Genomic DNA, 16952 nt, shown 5'->3' on the forward strand with positions numbered 1-16952 from the left:
GTTGTACTGGCCCGAAGGCGGTTGCTTGACACTGGATAATATTTCGATAATCATCGAAATATGAAATCGAAGTCGGCCGTCGAGAAGCTTGCTGCGCTGGCGCAGGAGTCGCGTCTCGCGATCTTTCGCGCGCTCGTCCAGGAAGGCCCCGCGGGCCTCTGCGCCGGCGACATCGGCGCGCGACTGGGCGTCGTGCCGGCAACGCTGTCGTTCCATCTCAAGGAGCTGAGTCGTGCCGGCCTGCTGAAGTCGCGTCAGGAAGGGCGCTTCGTCTACTACGCGCCTGACTTCAAGGCGATGAACGCGCTGCTCGGCTATCTGACCGAGAACTGCTGCAGTGGCGGCGTCTGCGACGACGCCTGCGCGCCGACTGCCGCGAGCGCAATGAAATGCAAGGCATGAGTTTGCGTCCTCTGCCCGACCCGGACGCGTTGCCGGCGCTCGAGTTTTGCTACGCGCATGCGCGGCCCGCCACGCCACTGGCCGATCCGCTCGGGCATCCGCCGCGCATCCTGCTGCTCTACGGGTCCTTGCGCGCGCGGTCGTATTCGCGTCTGGCGGTCGAGGAAGCGGCGCGTCTCGTGCGCCGGTTCGGCGGCGAACCGCGCATCTTCGATCCGTCCGATCTGCCGTTTCCCGATCAGGTTCGCGCAGACGGGCACCCGGCGGTGCAGCAACTGCGCGAGCTGTCGCTGTGGTCGGAAGGCCAGATCTGGTGCAGCCCGGAACGGCACGGTCAGATCACGGGCCTGATGAAAGCGCAGATCGATCACCTGCCGCTCAACGTCGGCAGTCTGCGGCCGACGCAGGGGCGCACGCTGGCCGTGATGCAGGTCAGCGGCGGCTCGCAGTCGTTCAATGCGGTCAACACCCTGCGCCTGCTGGGCCGCTGGATGCGCATGTTCACGATTCCAAACCAGTCCAGCGTTGCCAAGGCCTTCGACGAGTTCGACGCCGCCGGCCGCATGCGCGCGTCGCCCTACTACGAGCGCATCGTCGATGTCGTCGAGGAGCTGATGCGCTTCACCGTGCTGTTGCGTCCGCATATCGATCTGCTCACGGATCGGTACTCCGAGCGCAAGGCGGATGGACGACTGCCGACCGCTCTTGCCGGCAACGCCGATATCGCAAACCAGGAACGCAGCCATGACTGATGCTCCCTACAACGTCCTTTTTCTCTGCACCGGCAACTCGGCCCGTTCGATTCTCGCCGAGGCCCTGATCAACGACGTCAGGATCACGGGCGGCCGCTTCCGCGGCTACAGCGCCGGCAGCAAGCCAAAGGGCGTGCCGCACCCGCTGGCGCTGGAACTGTTGCAGCGCATCGGTCTGCCGATCGACGGTCTGCGCAGCAAGAGCTGGGACGAGTTCGCGGAAGCCGGCGCGCCGCGGCTCGACTTCGTGTTCACGGTCTGCGATCAGGCGGCCGGCGAGCAGTGTCCCTACTGGCCCGGCCAGCCGATGACCGCGCACTGGGGCATGCCGGACCCGGCTGCGGTGAACGGCGATATCGAGGAACAGCGCCGCGCCTTCGCCGAGACGCTGCACGTACTGCGTCGGCGTATCGAACTGTTCGCCAGCCTGCCGCTGGCCACGCTCGACCGCATGACCTTGCAGCAGCGCGTGCGCCGGATCGGCAGTGAAGCGCCATGAAGACCGATGCCATCGGCAAAGCGCCGCCGTCAGTCGGCATCGGCATGTTCGAACGCTATCTGTCGGTCTGGGTGGTGCTGTGCATGGTGGCCGGCGTCGTGCTGGGTCAGCTGATGCCGGCTGCGTTTGCTGCGCTGGGCGGTGTCGAACTGGCGCGCGTCAACCTGCCGGTCGCGGTGCTGGTCTGGCTGATGATCGTGCCGATGCTGCTGAAGATCGATTTCGCCGCCTTGCGCGGCGTGACGAAGCATTGGCGCGGCATCGGCGTGACCCTGTTCGTCAATTGGGCGGTGAAGCCGTTCTCGATGGCACTGCTGGCGACGGTGTTCATCGGCCACTGGTTTCGCGACTGGCTGCCGGCGGCGCAGCTCAGCTCCTATATCGCCGGACTGATCCTGCTCGCCGCGGCGCCATGCACGGCGATGGTGTTTGTCTGGAGCCATCTCTGCGAGGGCGAGCCGCACTTCACCTTGAGTCAGGTCGCGCTCAACGACAGCATCATGATCTTCGCGTTCGCGCCCATCGTCGGCCTGCTGCTCGGTCTGTCGGCGATCAGCGTGCCCTGGGCCACCTTGCTGCTGTCGGTGCTGATCTACATCGTCGTGCCGATTGTCGTTGCGCAGTTTCTGCGGCGTCATGCCCTGCGGCGAGGTCGACTCGATAGGCTGCTGCGGCGCCTGCAGCCGGCTTCGCTGCTGGCCTTGCTCGCGACCCTGGTGCTGCTGTTCGGCTTTCAGGGGCCGCGCCTGCTCGCGCAACCGATCGTCATCGCGCTGCTCGCGGTGCCCATCATCATCCAGGTCTATTTCAATGCCGGACTGGCCTATGTGCTGAACCGGATCAGCGGCGAGACGCATTGCGTGGCGGGACCGTCGGCGCTGATCGGTGCCAGCAATTTCTTCGAGCTGGCGGTTGCCACGGCGATCAGTCTGTTCGGACTCGACTCCGGTGCCGCACTGGCGACTGTCGTCGGCGTGCTCGTCGAAGTGCCGGTGATGCTCAGCGTCGTGCGCCTGGTCAACGGCACCCGCGGCTGGTACGCCGGCGCTCAGTAGCCCGGCGCCTCGGCGCTCGCCGCCGAAAGGTCCGGTGGCAGCAGCTTGTACATCACCGGTGTGACCAGGCGGCCGATCAGCGTCGAACTGATCAGGCCGCCGATGATCACCAGGGCCATGGGCGAGTACAGCGGCGAGTTCTGCAGGGCGAGCGGCAGCAGGCCGCCGATCGCGGTCACCGAGGTCAGCAGGATCGGCAGGAAGCGGATCTCGCCGGCCTCGGCGATCGCTTCGTCGAGCGGCTTGCCCTGCAGACGCAACTGGTTGGTGAAATCGACCAGCAGGATCGAATTCTTGATCTCGATGCCGATCAGTGCGATGAAGCCGACCATTGCCGTGAAGCTCAGCGAGTAGCCACAGAGATAGAGCAGGACGATGCCGCCGGTGACGCCGAGCGGAATCACGCCGGCGACGATCAGCGTGCTGCGGAAGCTGCCGAACTCCAGCACCAGTATCGCCATGATGCCGAACACCGCGACGATGATTGCGGTGCCGAAGCCGGCGAAGCTGTCCTTGCGTGCGTCCACTTCGCCGCCCGCCTCGTAGCGATACGCCGGCGGCCAGTCCATCTTCGCCAGCTTGCCGAGCAGATTGTTCGTCACTGCCTCGGTGTTGTAGCCGGTTTCGGTATAGGCCGAGATCGACACGGCGCGTTCGCGATTGCGCCGGTAGATGCGCGGCGGCGATTCGCTGAGCTTCAGCGTGGCCAGTTCTGCCAGCGGCACCTGTGCGCCGCCGGCGGACGCCACGTGCAGGCCCTCGAGTGTCGACAGTGTCGGCCGCGTCTGCATCGCGGCGCGCAGCATGATCGGATACTTGTCGCCGTCCGGCTCGTGAAAATCGCCGGCCGACAGCCCAGCCACGGCCAAGCGCACCGTGCGGTCGAGATCCAGCACCGGTACGCCCAGCAGGCCGGCCTTGGCAGTGTCGATGTCGAGCTGCAGATCGACGCGCGAGCGTCGCAGCGGATTGCTGATGTTGCGTACGCCCGGTGTCGCGCGCATCAGGGTCTCGATGCGCGCGGCCATGTCGCGCAGGGTGTCGAGGTCGGGTCCGATCACGCGCAGCGCGATCGGCGCCTCGATCGGCGGCCCGTTCTCGAATTCCTTGACGACGATCTCGGCGCCGGGAATCGCATCGAAGCGTTGCCGCAGGCGATCGAGCAGGGCCGGCGTCAACCGGGGGTCGAAAGCCTTGAGCTGGACGAAGATTTCCGCATAGTTGCTGGCGTCCTCGTGCGGAAACTCGTTGTAGTAGATGCGCGGATTGCCGTGCCCCAGGTTCGACAGCAGGTGTTTGATCTCGGGCTGCCGATCGAGCACCTGCTCGACCTCGTCCAGCACCTCGCCGGTGCGCGTCAGGCTGCTGCCGTTCGGCGTCGTGATGTCGATCAGGAATTGCGGCGTGTCGGCGTGCGGGAACAATGACAGGCCCATCTGCGGCACCAGCGCGAAACTCAGGCCGAAGGCCAGCGCCGACAACCCGACCGTCAAGCGCGGGTGTGCGAGCGCGCGCCGCAGCCAGGGCGCGTAGACGCCGTGAATCAGGCGCATCAGCAGGCGCAAGGCCGCGTTGCCATCCTCCGTGGCATCGCGCGGCAACACCCGTGACGCGAGAAACGGAATGATCGACAACGACACCAGCAGCGATGCCGACACCGTGAACACGACGGCCAGCGGCATTGAACGGATGAACTTGCCGGCATTGCCCGGCAGCGCCAGCAGCGGCACGAACGCAAACAGCAGGGTCGCGGTGCAACCGAGCACGGCCAGCGAGATCTGCCGGGTCGCGCGCATCGCCGCTTCGTCCGGCGTATGACCCATGCGCAGGAATCGCGCGATGTTCTCGGTGACGACGATGGAGTCGTCGACCAGCAGGCCGAGGGCGATGACGAAGCCGGCGATCGACAGCTGGTTCAGCGAAAAGCCCGCGAAATACAGGGCCGCAAGGCCGGTCAGCAGCGACAGCGGCAGCGACACCATGACGATGCCGGCTGCGCGCAGGCCCAGCGGCAACAGCGTCAGCGCGACGAGGATGATCGCGAGCGTGAAATCGTGGCCGAGCCGATCGAGACGGCTCTTGACGTTGCGCGACTGATCGAAGCCGAGCTGCAGCGAGATGCCCGCGGGCAAGGTCTTCGCGAAGTCGGCGACGGCGCTGTCGATCTGTGCCTTGGTCTCGAAGATGTTGTGGCCGGTCTTCTGATTGGCAGTCACGTAGACCGCGCGTTCGCCGTCGAAGCGGGCGACATAGTCGAGCGGCCCCGAATCCCAGCGCACGGTCGCAACGTCGGCGACGTGGATGGCCTGCGCGCCGTTGCCCGCAATCACGGTATCCAGTACCTGCTGAACGCTGCGATAGGCGCCGCTGGTCTTGATGTTGAAGCGGCGGGCGCCGGCCTCGACTGCGCCGCCCGGAACATTGATGTTGTCGGCCTGGATGACGCCCAGCACCTGGATCGGCGACAGATGCAGTTCGGCGAGGCGCTTGAGGTCGAGCTCGACACGCAGTTCGCGTTGCGGATAGGCCCAGGTTTCGGACTTCTTGACGCCGGGGATGCGTTCGAGCGCATCCTTCAGATCCTTGGCCGTGTCTTCCAGCGTCCGGTATGACGCCGTGTCCGACACCAGTGCGTACTGGACGATGTTGACGTCGCCCGGATTGATCTTGTTGATCTCGATGCTGGCGACGCCGGATGGCAGCTTGCGTGCCACCGCGTCGATCTCGCGCGTCAGCTCGTCGTAACGTTTCTCGGTATCGACGTAGGCCTCGAACTCGACGCGGACGATGCCGAGGCTGTCGTCGGCGGTCGAGATGAGTTCCTTGACGTCGTCCAGGGTGTGAATCGCATCCTCGATCGGTTGCACGACCTGGTGTTCGATCTCCTGCGGATCGGCGCCGGGGTAGACCACGACGACCGAAAATGCCGATATCGGGAAATGCGGATCTTCGGTACGCGAAATCTTCAGCCAGGCCGAAATACCGAGCGCGCCGAGCAGCAGCGACGCGACCAGCATGAACGGCACGTTGCGGACCGCAAAGTCGGAGATGCGCATGGAGATCGCTGCGCTATTCGACGACGCGCACAGTGTCGCCGTCGGCGAGATAGGCGGCGCCGTCGGTGACCACGCGCGTGTCGGCCGGCAAGGCATCGACCAGCGCGGCGCGATCGTCGGCGACGAATGCGACGGCGACGGTCTGGCGGTGCACGACATCGCCGTGCAGCGTGAAGATCGTCATCGCGCGCTGATCGCCCTCGACCAGTGCCGTCAGCGGCAGATAGCTGCGTGTTGCGCCAGCGCCGCGAGCCACGATGCTGGCGGTGCCGACCAGGCCGCTCGGCAGGCTCTTCGGTGCATTCGGGTCGTCGGCGATTTCCAGTTCGACGGCAAACGTGCCATTGCGCGGATCGGCGCCGTGACCGATCTCGATCACCGTGGCATCGAAGCGTCGCTGCGGGTAGGCGTCGAAGCGCACCGTCGCGTGATCGCCGAGCTGCACGCGCACGATGTCGCGATCGGCGAGCCCGAGCTTGAGCACGTGCCCGGAATTCGACTGGCTGAGGCTCAGTACCGGTTGGCCCGGCGCGACCGTCTCGCCCGGTTCCACCATGCGCCGCAGCACGACGCCGTCACCGGGCGCGACGATCTGCGCATGACCGCGGTTGTACTCGGCGGCGTCGAGCTGCGCACGCGCGACGGTGGCGGCCGTGCCGAGATCATCGAGCTGCTCGCGCGTGATCACGTCCTCCGCAAACAGTTTCCTGCCGCGCGCCAGGTCGCGCGTCGACTTCTCGTACGAAGCCTGCGCCTGCGCCAGCCCGGCGTCGATTTCCGCGAGTTCGACCTGCGCGAGCACTTGCCCGGCATGCACGGTGTCGCCGCTGCGAACCGCAACGCTGTGCACGACGCCGCCGGTCTTGAAGCCGAGCTGCACTTCGTCTCGCGTCGCCAGCAAGCCGGTCGCGACGATCGGCGCTTCGGCCGGCCCTTGCACGACCGTCACGGCGCGCACCGCGCGCGGGGGCGGCGTGGTGTCGGCCGTTGCGGTCTGCCGATGGCAGGCGCCGGTGACGAGCAGCAGGCATGGCAGCAGAACGCGGGCGATATTCATGTCAGGGAGCCGTCAGGTCGTCGGGCAGGGCGTAGCTCGCATTCGCCAGCTCCAGCTCGGCGGCGCGATCGAAGGCATCGCAGCGAGCGATTGCCAGACTCAGCCGCGCCTCGCGCAAATTGCGTTCGGCGTCGAGAAATTCGATCTGCGACAGCGCCGCGGCGTCGCGTTTGCGTTCGGCAATGCGAAAACCTTCCTCGGCCGCCGCGACGCGTGCCTGACCGGTGGCGACCGCGCGCAGGGCGGTGGCAAGGTCTTCGTCGGCTGCGCGCCGCGCCAGCTCCAGCTGCTGCAGCAGGTCGTCATGCCGGGCCTGCAGTTCCGCCGTCTGCGCGCGCGCCTGCGCGCGCTGCGCGCTGCGACTGCCGGCGTCCCACAGCTGCCAGCGCAGCACCAGCGATACCGTGTCGAAGTCCGAACCGGAATCGAAGCGATAGTCCTCGCCCTGCACGCCGTAGTCGGCGGCAATGCCGAGCGTCGGCAGGCTCGCGTCGCGAGCCGCCCGTTCGCCGGCCCTGGCGGCAACCAGGCTCCGTTCGACTTGCCGCAGTTCGGGTCGGCTGTGTGTTGGCACTGCACGCCGCTGCGGCAGGCTCAGCGATTCCGGTGTCGGGAGCTGCAGCGGCGCATCGAGCGGCTGTGCGCGGAGCATGTTGAGCAGGCGCTTCGCCTGCGCCGTCTGCGCCCGCGCGGCGTCGAGCTGTTGTTCGGCATTCAGGTGTTCGGCGTCGGCGCGCAGCACGCGATCGCGGGTTGCCTTGCCGGCGTCGACCAGTGACTGTGAAACGCGTACGTTCTCCGCCAGCAGCTGTTCGCTGGCTTCGAGGATGCCGGCCGCGGCGTTCGACTCGACAGCGGCGTAGTACGCACGCTTGAGTTCCCGTACCAGCGTGCGTGCGTAGGCTTCGCGTTCGGCGCGGCTGGCGCCGGCCAGCGCGCGCTTGGCGTCGACATTCGCCCAGACCTGCGGGGCGAACAGCGGCGCCGTCAGCGACAGTTTGGTTTCCTGTTCGTGCGCTCGCAGAAAGGCGATGCTCTGGTTCGAGATGTTCGGGAATTGCGGCGCCTGTCCCTGGGCTTCGAGCATCTGGTTGAGGGTGTCGTAGACCGGGTTCAGGAGGTCGCCGGTCGGGATGTCGATCGTGCGGCCACCGTCGGAACGCGTGTAACGCGCGTTGAGACTGAGCTCCGGCCACTCCTGCGCGCGCGCTGCGTCCACGTCCGCATCGCTGGCGCGCACGCTCGCGGCGCGCGCGGCCAGCGCCGGATTCGCGCGCAGGGCCTGGTCCAGATAGCTCTGCAGCACGACATCGTCGCCAGGTCCGCCAACGGCAACCACGACTGCGTGATCGGGCGGCGCCTGCAGCTGCGCCGGCGCCAGCGGCGACACGCAGAGCATCATCATCAGCAGCGGCAGCGGGTAGCGCTTCATCCCGGTCTCTGCCTTTTCACGGCGGCCGGCCGCAGGCCGCGCATCGCCATTTCGATGGCGTGTTGCAGCAGATCGCCGGACGACAGGCCGACTTCTTCGAGAAACGCGCTCTTGGTCTGCGCAACCTGGATCGCGCCATGCGTGAAGCTCCACAGCGTCATCGCCAGCAGCATCGGCTTCGATGTCCTGCGAATCGAACCGTCGCGCATGCCGATCCGCAGCGCCGCGATGGTCACATCGTGAACGGCGGCGCCGGCTTCCAGCACCGCGCGTTCGCTGGAACCGGCGGCAATGGTTTCCGGGCGATGGGCCTCGAAGCGTGACAGCGTTGCGAAATACAAGGGATGCCGCTCTGCGTAGCGCATGTAGGCCGCGCCGATCGCGGCGATCTTGGCGTCGCCGCGCGCAGTGGTTTCGGCGGCAGCGGCGAGTTCGTCGCGCAGCAGGCGCAGGGCGCGCAGGCAGACGGCAAACTGCAGTTCCGCCTTGCTGCCGAAGTACAGATAGACGAGCGCCCGCGAAACGCGGGCCTTGCGCGCCACATCGTCCATTTTCGACGCGTCGAAGCCGTGACTCGCGAACACGGCTTCGGCGGCGTCGACGATCGCCTCGCGGCGCTGTTCCTTTTCGTCGTCGCGGCGTTGCCGGCTGTCGCTCACGGTCTCCTCCCGATATGCACCGCCGACTCTACTGACATCGTGTCAGTAATTCAACAGTCGTATAAATCCGGTGCGGGAAATGGCAGTGGGCGTGTCCCGGATCAGTCGGGCCGGCTGAGGCGTTCGGCGATGATGCGGGCGACCTGCGGGTTGAATGGCAGGCCGAAGTGGCTGCCGCTGACCTCGATGTTCTCGACGTTCGGCGCCGGATCCTCGAGACACGCGCGCCAGGCGACGATGCCGTCGGTTTTCGTGTAGATCGCCGTGCACGGCACCGGCGGCGCCGTGATGCGGCGCGCGAAAGCGTCGAGATCGGTCTTCGGCGCCTTGCCGCCGTTGGCGAGCCGTACCAGCGGCAGCATGTTGTTGGCATCCGGATCGCGATTGATCGGGCTGCCGAGCGTGATGACGCGGCGCACGTATTGCGGCCGGTGCCGGGCGATCTCGCGTGCAAAGACGCCGCCGAGGCTCCAGCCGACCAGCGTGACCCCGCCCTTGTCGGCGTGCAACGTCTGCAACTGCGTGTTCAAGGCGTCACGAACACCGCGGCGCATGCCGAGATTGCGACCGAGTCCCCAGCCGTGGCTTGCATAGCCGAGGCCGCTCAGAAGATGCCGTAACGCCGCGGTCGCCGTGTCCGTTGCGCCGAAGCCGGGAATCACGATCAGCGGCTGCGCATGGCCACGTGGCAGTTCGTGTCGCAGACCGCGGATGGCCAGCGCAAAGCGCGCCATTTCGAGGCCGATCCGGCCTTCGAGCAGCAACAGCGATGCGGCGGGCGCCGGCAGTTTTTCGATGGGCATGAGCACGTGTTCCTTGAGAGCCGGCGGCAGCTTAGCGAAAGGGCGGGGTCGCGCCTATCGGGCTCGACGCTGCTTCGCGCCGACCGCTATCCTGCGGCCCGCATTTGTCGTGACGACGACAAAAAACAAAAAAATGGAGAAGCGCCGTGCCGCAGCTGATCGAGCGTCGTGATCTGGATTTCCTGTTGTACGAAGTCTTGCGCATCGAAGCGCTGACCCGCACGCCGCGCTTCGCGATGCACGACCGCGCGAGCTTCGATGGCGTTCTCGACGCCGCGCAGAGAATTGCCGAGACGCAGTTCCTGCCGCATGCGGCCAGGCTCGACGCCAACGAGCCGCAGTTCGAGAACGGACGCGTACAGCTGATTCCGGAAGTGAAACAGGCGCTGACAGCGCTCATCGACGGCGGCTTTCTGGCGGCGTCGTTCCCGGAAAGCGACGGCGGCATGCAGTTGCCGTATACGCTGACCTCCGCTGCGATGGCCTGGTTCACCGCCGCCAATGCCGGCACTACCGGCTACGCGTTTCTGACGGCGGCGGCGGCCAATCTGCTGCGGGTTCACGGCACGCCGGAGCAGAGGATTCGCTATATGCAGCCGATGCTGGAGGGCCGCTGGTTCGGCACCATGTGTCTGTCGGAGCCGCAGGCCGGCTCTTCGCTCGGCGACATCCGCACGCGGGCAATCCGGCAGGCCGATGGCCGTTATCACCTGATCGGCAACAAGATGTGGATTTCCGGCGCCGATCAGGAGTTGTCGGAGAACATCGTGCATCTGGTGCTGGCGCGCATCGATGGTGCGCCGGCCGGGACCAAGGGCATTTCGCTGTTCATCGTGCCGAAGTATCGTGTGACCGGGAGCGGTGGGATCGGTGCACGCAACGGCGTGCATGTCGCCGGCCTGAACCACAAGATGGGATATCGCGGCACCGTCAACGCCGCGCTGAATTTCGGCGAGGGCGAGGCGGCGATCGGTGAGCTGGTCGGACAGGCGAATCACGGCCTGGCCTGCATGTTCCACATGATGAACGAAGCACGCATCGGTGTCGGCATGGGCGCGACCGCGCTCGGCTACGCCGGCTACCGCTATTCGCTCGACTACGCCCGGCAGCGCCCGCAGGGGCGAGCGTTGTCGAACCGCGATCCGGCGAGCAGGCCGGTCCCGATCATCGAACATGCCGACGTGCGGCGCATGCTGCTGCAGCAGAAGGCGTATGTCGAAGGTGCGCTGGCCCTGTGCCTGTACTGCGCGCATCTGGTCGACGAACTGGCGACGGGCGGCGGCGAGGAGGCGCAGGCGCAAGCCTTGCAGCATCTGCTGGAAATCCTCACGCCGATCGCCAAAGCCTGGCCCAGCGACTATTGCCTGGAGGCGAACAAGCTGGCGATCCAGGTTCTGGGCGGTTACGGCTACACGCGCGACTACCCGGTCGAACGCCTGTATCGCGACAACCGTCTGAATCCGATACACGAAGGCACCAACGGCATTCAGGCGCTGGACCTGCTCGGCCGCAAGCTGCTGATCGCGCAGGGGGCGGCGTTTCGTCTCCTGTTGCAGCGCATCGCGGCGACGATCGCCGAGGCCGACGAACACGAATCGCTGCGCGAGTTTCGCGATGCGCTGAAGGCTGCGCTCGACGTTGCCGCCGACGTCAGCATGCAGCTGGCCGCCATTGCGCAGCGCGGCGAGACCGAGCGCTTTCTCGCCAACGCCGCTGTCTATCTCGACATGCTGGGCCACATCGTGATTGCGTGGATGTGGCTGCGCCAGGCGATCGTCGCACAAGCCGCGGTGGCGACCGCAAGCGAAGTGGACCGTCCGTTCTATGAGGGAAAGCTGCGCGCCTGTCGCTATTTCTATCGCTATGAATTGCCGAAGACGGTCGCGCAGGCGGCACTGCTGAAGCGCGCCGACGATACCTGCCTGACGATGCCGCTGGACGCGTTCTAGCTGCGCGGACAAAAAACGGCGGACCTTGCGGTCCGCCGTTCGGGGGAACGCCGTCTGGGGGTGTCCTGGGGGGAGACGGACGGCGTTGTTTCGGGGGAGTGATTCCGAAGCGCGGCACGATACGGGATCGGCCACCCGACCGACAGCGAAATGATTTGAGCCAGCGATTCAGAATTTATGAACGCAGCGACGGTCTTCACGCCGCCGTCGCGATTCGGCGACAATGGGCCGATGCGCATCGGCTCCATCCAGATCGACGTTCCGCTGATTCTTGCGCCGATGGCCGGTGTGACCGATCGGCCATTCCGGCAATTGTGCCGGCGCTTCGGAGCCGGCCTCGCGGTCAGCGAAATGACGACCGCCGATGCCAGCCTCTGGCACACCGAGAAGTCGCGCCTGCGCATGGATCATGAGGGCGAATCGGCGCCGATTTCGGTGCAGATCGCCGGCTACGACCCGCAACAGCTGGCGGCGGCGGCTCGCCACAATATCGCGCTGGGGGCGCAGATCATCGACATCAACATGGGCTGCCCGGCGAAGAAGGTCTGCCGTGTCGACGCCGGCTCGGCCTTGCTGCGCGACGAGGCGCTGGTTGCGCGCATCTGCGCGGCAGTGGTTGCCGCCGCCGGTGAGGGCAAGGTGCCGGTCACGCTGAAGATCCGCACCGGATTCACGCGCATGCAACGCAATGGCGTGGCGATCGCCCGAATCGCGGAGGACGTCGGTATCCAGGCACTCGCGGTTCATGGCCGCACGCGCGAAGACCACTACGCCGGCGCCGCCGAGTACGACACGATCGCGGCGATCAAGCGCGCCGTGCGTATTCCGGTGATCGCCAATGGCGACATCGACACACCGCACAAGGCGCGTGAGGTGCTGCGCCACACTGGCGTCGACGCCTTGATGATCGGCCGCGCGGCGCAGGGGCGGCCATGGATCTTTCGCGAGATCGCACATTATCTCGCACACGGCGAAACGCTTGCCCCGCCGTCAGGTTTCGAAATCCGGCGCTGGTTGCTCGAGCACCTCGATGCGCTGTACGCGTTCTACGGCGAGGGCCGCGGCGTGCGCGTCGCGCGCAAGCACATTCAGTGGTATTGCCAGACGCAAGCCGATGCGGCGCCGTTCTGGCGCAGCATCAATGCTGTCACCGACGCGGCCGTGCAGCGCGCCGCGGCTGCACAGTTCTTCGATGCGCGGGCGATGCGGCCGGCGGCGTAGTGACACCCAGGCGTTCGGCGATCAGCGCGTAGACCGCCGGATCATTCAGCAACTGCATGTGGTGGCGCCGGAACAGCACGGCAGTGTCGGCATCGGCGAGTTCCTTTGCCAGCGAACTCGGCAGATGCACGAGACCGTCGCCGAGCAGTTTGCCGCGCCAGTCGTGCTCGTCGTCGCCGACGCTGCAGCCGATGAAGTGGTACTGCGCATCGGCAAGCCGCGCGATCGACGCCGGGGGGCGCCAGTCGCGCTTCAGGCCATCACGCCAGTCGGCATCGGAGGTTGCGCCGAAGCGCAGATCGCGAATGCCGACGGAGCGCGCTTCCAGCACCCGTGCCCATGGCCGCGACAGCTCGAAGCCCTGCAGCACCTGCGCGAGGGCCTGTGCTCCGCGTTCCAGCGCCGCGCCCTGATGCGGTGAACCGAGGCAGATCAGGCTGCCCACCTTGCCGGTCCAGGCGTCGCCCCGCCGCAGGCCGGCGGCGGCAGCCGAGCGAATCACCAGGCCGCCCATGCTGTGGCCGATCAGCGTGATGTCCTCGACGGCTCGCGGCCATTGCGTCAGCAGCTGCTGCAACAGACGCGCGAGCCGACGGCCGTTCTGCGAAATGTGTGCGCCGCTGTTGTAGCGCAGATACAGCGGCGTGTACCCGTGTTCGGCGAGGCGCGCGCCATAGGGCAAGCTTTGCCGGACGCCGGCTTGCCGATAGAGCTGCCAGCTCGTCTCGTTGCAGCACAGACCGTGGACGAACACGACGAGGCGCGGCTCTGCGTCCGGAAACCGGGCGGCGAGCGAGCTGCGGTCGGTCTCGATCTTCAAGCCGTCGACGTACAGGCCGAACTGCGGCGCGACCGGATTGCGACGACCGATCAGATGATCGCCGAACAGCCCGCTCAATGCGCTGAATGCGAGGTCGGTGCGCGGATGCGCGCTCGCGGTGGCCTCGACTTCGCTCGTCTGCTGCTCGACGAGTTTCAAGGCGCCGCCGGCAAGCGTGAATGCCAGTGCGCCGATCTCCCGTACGCCGGTATAGACCGCATCGGTGATGCCGTCGTGCAGCACGCGAACCGGTGCCGCGCCGCTGCCAAGTGTCGGGATCGCGTCCACGGTCCGGAACGGCTGTCTGGCGATTGCGCGATGGAATTCGTGAATGCCGGCAGTGATCTGCGCATAGGTGTCGCCGAGCAGCTCGACGCCGCCGGCCCATCGCGCCAGCGCAGTCGGTGCTTTTCCTGCAGGACGCCTGTTCATGTCGGCTCCCGGCCTGGGTTCGAGGCGCAGTATGGGCCGCGCCGGCGCCGCTGCAATTGGCGGGCTCGCCGCGGGCTCGCGTCAGGCCGCCGGTGGCGCGTCGATCTCGCGCATCAGGTTTTCCTGCGCGACGCTGGCGACCAGACGTCCACTGCGGTCATAGAACAGGCCGCGCGAAAAGCCACGGGCGCCCTGTGCGGTTGGCGAGTCCATCACGTAGAGCAACCAGTCGTCGACGCGCAGATCGCGATGAAACCACAGTGCGTGATCGATGCTGGCGATGGCCATGCTGTCGCCGAACCAGAGCTTGGCGTGCGGGCGCAGCGCCGTCGACAGAAGATGGAAGTCCGATGCGTAGGCCAGCACGCAACGATGCAGCAACGGATCGTCCGGCAACTTGCCGGCGGCGCGCAGCCAGATCGCCTGCGCGGGCTGGCTCGGCGTCGGCCGGAACGGATTGACCGGATCGACCGGCTTGAATTCGATCGCGACCTCGCGGGTCAGCGTGTGGTGCACGCGCTCGGGAAGATCGGGAATTTCGTCCAGCCACTGTTCGTAGTGTGCGGAGATCGACTTGAGCTGCTCGGGTTGTGCGACCTGCGGCATCGCGGCCTGATGCTCGAGACCGTCTTCCGGCCGCTGGAACGATGCCATCATCGACAGGATCGGATGGCCGTTCTGGATCGCCTGCACACGGCGCGCCGTGAACGTGCGGCCGTCGCGGATGCGGTCGACTTCATAGACAATGGGCTTGCTCATGTCGCCCGGACGCAGGAAGTAGGCGTGCAGCGAATGCGGGGCGCTTGCGGTGACCGTACGTGAGGCCGCGACCAGAGCCTGACCGATGACCTGTCCGCCGAACACGCTTTTGCCGCCGAGATCGCGCGATTCGCCACGAAACAGGTTGTCCTCCAGTGTTTCGAGGTTCAGAAGATTGAGGAGATCCTTGAGAATGCGGTTCATCGTGTCGGCGCCCGGCCCCGGATTTTGGTCGCGCAAGGGTACGGCATGACGATGGCGTGCCGCATTGGCTGTGGTGCCTGCTGCATCGCGCCTTCGATTTCCTCGCCCTTGCCGGGAATGCCGCAGGGCAAGCCGGCCGGTGTGCCGTGCCCGCACCTGACCGCACAGTTGGCGTGCGCGCTGTTCGGCGATCCGCGACGGCCTTCGGTCTGCGGCAGCCTGCAGCCGACTGCCGGCATGTGCGGCACGAACCGCGAGCATGCACTGCGATACCTCGACGAACTCGAGCGGCAGACGACGCCGCTTCAGAGCTGACCGCGCAGGCTGTCCAGTGATTGTTCGGCGACAGTTTTGCCGCCGCGCGACTGGCGCGATTTCCAGCTGACACGAACACCGGCTTCGGGTCGGGTGTCCGAACCCAGCGTCAGTTCGAGGCTGTCGCCGGCCTGCAGATCGTGTGCCTGCAGCAGCGGCAGATAGATCTGTTGCCAGTGCGTCGCGGCGGCGAACGGCGACGTCGACAGCGAGACGCCTTCGATCAGCTCTGCCTGCCACCACAGTGCATAGCCTTCGACGCGGCCGCCCGGGATGTCCGCTGTCGTCCACGACACGGTCTTGCGTCGCGCGCTGGCAGGCGCTCGTACCGACGGTCGGACATCGAGATCATCCCAGAGGCGAGCCGTGCGATTAGTGTCGCCGAGGTCAGTCGGCTCGATGTTGCGCACGTACATGTTGTTGAGCGAAATGGTGCGCGCAGGGGCGAGATCGAGATCGAAACCGACTTTCGGCCAGATGTCGATCTCGGCCTGCAGGCGAGGGCTCGGCACCGGTGCGACGAATTGTTGCAGGCGCCCCGGAATGATGATGCCGCCGGCAACGAGAAAGCGGCGCGCGTCGACCGCGGTCTCGAGGAAGTTTTCTTCCAGCGCGTAATTTCCCAAGGTTTCGGTCACGACGATGTCGACCTGCAGCTTCCTGCGCCACTCCGAAGAATGCGCCTTGACGAAGCTCAGGCCGTCGATGCGATTGCGGCGCGCCAGCTGCTCGGCCAGTTCAAGTGCGTCGCTGTATTCGATCAGCGTACTGTGCGCAGCGCCGAGCCGGCGCGCCAGAAACGAAAGAAAGCCGGTTCCGGCGCCGATATCGAGTACGCGGCTTTTGCCCGGCACGATGCGCCGGCGCAGGGCGGTTTCGAACGCATCATTGCGCGCGTGATCGCCCAGCAGTTTCCGGTGCAACTCGATTTCGCTCATCGTTTGTTACAGAAATGTAAAGTGCCGAAGCGCATTATCGGGGCGGCGGGGCGCGATGTAACGGGCGATGTGCTTTTTTGCTGGCGGACTTATGGCAATGGCGTCGGCCCGCTACAATCGGCGCAGCGCCGACATAGCTCAGTTGGTAGAGCTACTGATTTGTAATCAGTAGGTCGCGGGTTCGATTCCTGCTGTCGGCACCAAGAATTAAACGAATGCCCGATTTCCGTTTCATGCGGAGTCCGCGTTATTCAGGATAAGGTCATCGGCGTGCGCGCCTGATTGCGGTGGCGGAAATCCGTACAGAAAAATAGGGGTTTCTTGCGATTCTCCGGGGCGGTGGCGCCGCTATACTCCGGGGCCGCCTGCCGGGTCACGGGCATGAAGCTGGCGTGCACCTGTAACGTCACGATTAAAGTGGAGTGAAGCTTTGGCAATGGAATTCGGTCAAAAGCCCAATCAGAGTCGACGATTCGTCGGCATCGGCGCCGTGGTCGCGTTCCACGCGCTGCTGATCTGGGCACTGGCAGCGGGTCTGGCGCACAAGATGATCGAGATCCTGCCGGCGCCGATCGAGACCAAGCTGATCGAAGAGATCA

Annotated in this window: 15 protein-coding genes and 1 tRNA gene; 8 read left to right on the forward strand and 8 right to left on the reverse strand. The window is 66.1% G+C overall.

Translation table 11 applies throughout. The features are described 5' to 3' along the window. The first annotated feature begins 60 nt into the window (after positions 1-60). The 4 genes from G7Y85_RS10260 to arsB are packed head-to-tail and all read left to right on the forward strand — an operon-like array spanning position 61 to position 2708. Complete coding sequence (locus G7Y85_RS10260) at positions 61-402, forward strand: ArsR/SmtB family transcription factor (RefSeq protein ID WP_166255900.1); 342 nt, start codon at positions 61-63, stop codon at positions 400-402. Beyond that, on the forward strand, positions 399-1154 hold the full coding sequence (arsH, locus tag G7Y85_RS10265; protein WP_166255903.1) for an arsenical resistance protein ArsH: 756 nt from the start codon (positions 399-401) through the stop codon (positions 1152-1154). The genes G7Y85_RS10260 and arsH overlap by 4 nt, the downstream gene beginning before the upstream one ends. After that, on the forward strand, positions 1147-1653 hold the full coding sequence (locus tag G7Y85_RS10270) for an arsenate reductase ArsC (protein WP_166255906.1): 507 nt from the start codon (positions 1147-1149) through the stop codon (positions 1651-1653). The genes arsH and G7Y85_RS10270 overlap by 8 nt, the downstream gene beginning before the upstream one ends. After that, positions 1650-2708 (forward strand): ACR3 family arsenite efflux transporter, encoded by a 1059-nt coding sequence (arsB, locus tag G7Y85_RS10275; protein ID WP_166255909.1) that lies wholly within the window; start codon positions 1650-1652, stop codon positions 2706-2708. Before G7Y85_RS10270 ends, arsB begins: the two co-directional genes overlap by 4 nt. Here the strand turns inward: arsB and G7Y85_RS10280 are convergent. From G7Y85_RS10280 to G7Y85_RS10300, 5 genes are all read right to left on the reverse strand, one after another. Next, complete coding sequence (locus tag G7Y85_RS10280) at positions 2702-5764, reverse strand: efflux RND transporter permease subunit (protein ID WP_166255912.1); 3063 nt, start codon at positions 5762-5764, stop codon at positions 2702-2704. The two genes, arsB and G7Y85_RS10280, sit on opposite strands and share 7 nt — an antisense overlap. 13 nt (positions 5765-5777) lie before the next feature. Then, positions 5778-6821 (reverse strand): efflux RND transporter periplasmic adaptor subunit, encoded by a 1044-nt coding sequence (locus G7Y85_RS10285; protein WP_166255915.1) that lies wholly within the window; start codon positions 6819-6821, stop codon positions 5778-5780. Between the two features lies 1 nt (position 6822). Further along, on the reverse strand, positions 6823-8253 hold the full coding sequence (locus G7Y85_RS10290) for a TolC family protein (RefSeq protein WP_166255918.1): 1431 nt from the start codon (positions 8251-8253) through the stop codon (positions 6823-6825). Beyond that, positions 8250-8912 carry a TetR/AcrR family transcriptional regulator gene (locus G7Y85_RS10295; RefSeq protein WP_166255921.1) on the reverse strand — a complete coding sequence of 221 codons (663 nt, stop codon included), beginning with the start codon at positions 8910-8912 and terminating at the stop codon, positions 8250-8252. The genes G7Y85_RS10290 and G7Y85_RS10295 overlap by 4 nt, the downstream gene beginning before the upstream one ends. A 101-nt stretch (positions 8913-9013) precedes the next feature. Next, the gene (locus tag G7Y85_RS10300; RefSeq protein ID WP_166255924.1) at positions 9014-9715 is read right to left on the reverse strand and encodes an esterase/lipase family protein; all 702 of its coding nucleotides are present in this window, start codon (positions 9713-9715) and stop codon (positions 9014-9016) included. A gap of 146 nt (positions 9716-9861) precedes the next feature. Between G7Y85_RS10300 and G7Y85_RS10305 the strand changes: the two genes are divergently transcribed. Both G7Y85_RS10305 and dusB read left to right on the forward strand, forming a co-directional pair. Further along, a complete protein-coding gene (locus G7Y85_RS10305; protein ID WP_166255927.1) occupies positions 9862-11664 on the forward strand; it encodes an acyl-CoA dehydrogenase in 1803 nt (600 codons plus the stop codon). A gap of 231 nt (positions 11665-11895) precedes the next feature. Further along, positions 11896-12885: a tRNA dihydrouridine synthase DusB gene (gene dusB, locus G7Y85_RS10310; RefSeq protein WP_166256024.1), complete on the forward strand. Its 990-nt coding sequence runs from the start codon at positions 11896-11898 to the stop codon at positions 12883-12885. Here the strand turns inward: dusB and G7Y85_RS10315 are convergent. After that, positions 12812-14137 carry an esterase/lipase family protein gene (locus tag G7Y85_RS10315; RefSeq protein ID WP_166255930.1) on the reverse strand — a complete coding sequence of 442 codons (1326 nt, stop codon included), beginning with the start codon at positions 14135-14137 and terminating at the stop codon, positions 12812-12814. The two genes, dusB and G7Y85_RS10315, sit on opposite strands and share 74 nt — an antisense overlap. A gap of 81 nt (positions 14138-14218) precedes the next feature. Further along, the gene (gene tesB / locus G7Y85_RS10320) at positions 14219-15100 is read right to left on the reverse strand and encodes an acyl-CoA thioesterase II (RefSeq protein WP_166255933.1); all 882 of its coding nucleotides are present in this window, start codon (positions 15098-15100) and stop codon (positions 14219-14221) included. Between the two features lie 51 nt (positions 15101-15151). On the opposite strand from tesB, the gene G7Y85_RS20640 reads away from it, so the two are divergent. Next, entirely contained in the window at positions 15152-15415 is a 264-nt protein-coding gene (locus G7Y85_RS20640) for a YkgJ family cysteine cluster protein (protein WP_366514944.1), read from the forward strand. On the opposite strand, the gene G7Y85_RS10325 is transcribed toward G7Y85_RS20640, so the two are convergent. Further along, the gene (locus tag G7Y85_RS10325) at positions 15406-16353 is read right to left on the reverse strand and encodes a methyltransferase domain-containing protein (protein ID WP_166255936.1); all 948 of its coding nucleotides are present in this window, start codon (positions 16351-16353) and stop codon (positions 15406-15408) included. The two genes, G7Y85_RS20640 and G7Y85_RS10325, sit on opposite strands and share 10 nt — an antisense overlap. Before the next feature lie 127 nt (positions 16354-16480). Between G7Y85_RS10325 and G7Y85_RS10330 the strand changes: the two genes are divergently transcribed. Continuing rightward, a tRNA-Thr gene (locus G7Y85_RS10330) sits at positions 16481-16556 on the forward strand. The last annotated feature ends 396 nt before the right edge of the window (positions 16557-16952 follow it).

It is taken from the genome of Solimonas terrae (assembly GCF_011067135.1).
Classification (GTDB): Bacteria; Pseudomonadota; Gammaproteobacteria; order Nevskiales; family Nevskiaceae; genus Solimonas; species Solimonas terrae.

What these genes read in the sequence shown, in the direction of transcription:
- G7Y85_RS10260 (WP_166255900.1), top strand. Translation starts at nt 61, where the DNA reads ATGAAATCGAAGTCGGCCGTCGAGAAGCTTGCTGCGCTGGCGCAGGAG.
- arsH (WP_166255903.1), top strand. Translation starts at nt 399, where the DNA reads ATGAGTTTGCGTCCTCTGCCCGACCCGGACGCGTTGCCGGCGCTCGAG.
- G7Y85_RS10270 (WP_166255906.1), top strand. Translation starts at nt 1,147, where the DNA reads ATGACTGATGCTCCCTACAACGTCCTTTTTCTCTGCACCGGCAACTCG.
- arsB (WP_166255909.1), top strand. Translation starts at nt 1,650, where the DNA reads ATGAAGACCGATGCCATCGGCAAAGCGCCGCCGTCAGTCGGCATCGGC.
- G7Y85_RS10280 (WP_166255912.1), bottom strand. Translation starts at nt 5,764, where the DNA reads ATGCGCATCTCCGACTTTGCGGTCCGCAACGTGCCGTTCATGCTGGTC.
- G7Y85_RS10285 (WP_166255915.1), bottom strand. Translation starts at nt 6,821, where the DNA reads ATGAATATCGCCCGCGTTCTGCTGCCATGCCTGCTGCTCGTCACCGGC.
- G7Y85_RS10290 (WP_166255918.1), bottom strand. Translation starts at nt 8,253, where the DNA reads ATGAAGCGCTACCCGCTGCCGCTGCTGATGATGATGCTCTGCGTGTCG.
- G7Y85_RS10300 (WP_166255924.1), bottom strand. Translation starts at nt 9,715, where the DNA reads ATGCCCATCGAAAAACTGCCGGCGCCCGCCGCATCGCTGTTGCTGCTC.
- dusB (WP_166256024.1), top strand. Translation starts at nt 11,896, where the DNA reads ATGCGCATCGGCTCCATCCAGATCGACGTTCCGCTGATTCTTGCGCCG.
- G7Y85_RS10315 (WP_166255930.1), bottom strand. Translation starts at nt 14,137, where the DNA reads ATGAACAGGCGTCCTGCAGGAAAAGCACCGACTGCGCTGGCGCGATGG.
- tesB (WP_166255933.1), bottom strand. Translation starts at nt 15,100, where the DNA reads ATGAACCGCATTCTCAAGGATCTCCTCAATCTTCTGAACCTCGAAACA.
- G7Y85_RS20640 (WP_366514944.1), top strand. Translation starts at nt 15,152, where the DNA reads ATGGCGTGCCGCATTGGCTGTGGTGCCTGCTGCATCGCGCCTTCGATT.
- G7Y85_RS10325 (WP_166255936.1), bottom strand. Translation starts at nt 16,353, where the DNA reads ATGAGCGAAATCGAGTTGCACCGGAAACTGCTGGGCGATCACGCGCGC.